This is a genomic window from Streptomyces sp. NPDC025793, from assembly GCF_055558375.1.
In genome coordinates this window covers 1-1,272 of the sequence record NZ_JBVHMR010000157.1, presented here as the reverse complement: position 1 = coordinate 1,272, position 1,272 = coordinate 1, and the positions used below count along the sequence as shown (strand labels likewise).

The window sequence follows — 1,272 nt, the reverse complement described above, 5'->3', positions numbered from 1 at the left end:
GAGAAGTACCAACTCAGGCCCCGCGACTGGGAGTCCGCCGAACGCGAGGGCCGCAGCATCGCCCCCCTCATCACCCGCCTCAACACCGTCCGACGCCGGCACCCTGCGCTACAGCGCCTGCGGAATCTGCGTTTCCACCCGACCGACAACGACGCCGTGCTCGCCTACAGCAAGCGCACGGGGACGGACACGGTCATCGTGGTCGTCAACCTCGACCCGCATCACACCCAGGAGGCCACGGTCTCGTTGGACATGCCGCAACTCGGCCTGGACTGGGACGCCGCCCTGTCCGTACACGACGAACTGACGGGCGAGACGTTCCACTGGGGCAGGACCAACTACGTGCGTCTCACCCCCGGCAGCGCGCCGGCGCACGTGCTCCACGTCGGGCGATCGACGCCCCAGATCGGAGGGCCCGCAGCGTCATGACCGTCAACGAACCCGTACCCGACACGTTCGAGGACACGCCCGCCAAGGACCGTGACCCGGACTGGTTCAAACGCGCCGTCTTCTACGAGGTCCTGGTCCGCTCCTTCCAGGACAGCAACGGCGACGGCATCGGCGATCTGAAGGGCCTGACGGCCAAGCTCGACTATCTGCAGTGGCTCGGCGTGGACTGCCTGTGGCTCCCGCCGTTCTTCAAGTCACCGCTGCGGGACGGCGGTTACGACGTCTCCGACTACACGGCCGTCCTGCCCGAGTTCGGCGACCTCGCCGACTTCGTGGAGTTCGTGGACGCCGCCCACCAGCGCGGGATGCGCGTCATCATCGACTTCGTCATGAACCACACCAGCGACCAGCACCCGTGGTTCCAGGAGTCCCGCAAGAATCCCGACGGCCCCTACGGCGACTATTACATGTGGGCGGACGACGACCGGCAGTACGAGGACGCCCGGATCATCTTCGTCGACACCGAGGCCTCCAACTGGACCTTCGACCCGGTGCGCGGCCAGTACTACTTCCACCGCTTCTTCTCGCACCAGCCGGACCTGAACTACGAGAACCCCGCTGTACAGGAGGAGGTCCTGGCGGCCCTGAAGTTCTGGCTCGACCTCGGCATCGACGGATTCCGGCTCGACGCGGTCCCCTATCTCTACGCCGAGGAGGGCACCAACTGCGAGAACCTGCCCGCCACGCACACCTTCCTCAAGCGCGTGCGCCGAGAGATCGACGCGATGTACCCGGACACGGTGCTGCTGGCGGAGGCCAACCAGTGGCCCGAGGACGTGGTCGACTACTTCGGCGACTACGGCACCGGCGGCGACGAGTGCC

General features: G+C 66.7%; 2 protein-coding genes. Both read left to right on the top strand.

Features of this window, described 5'->3' with window-relative positions; genetic code table 11:
• Positions 1-429, top strand: a 429-nt coding sequence (locus ACZ4MF_RS49050) for an alpha-glucosidase C-terminal domain-containing protein (protein ID WP_467500963.1), incomplete at its 5' end; no start/stop codon positions are given.
• A partial coding sequence (locus tag ACZ4MF_RS49045; protein ID WP_467500961.1) for an alpha-amylase family glycosyl hydrolase occupies positions 426-1,272 on the top strand: 847 nt, incomplete at its 3' end. The genes ACZ4MF_RS49050 and ACZ4MF_RS49045, both read left to right, overlap by 4 nt.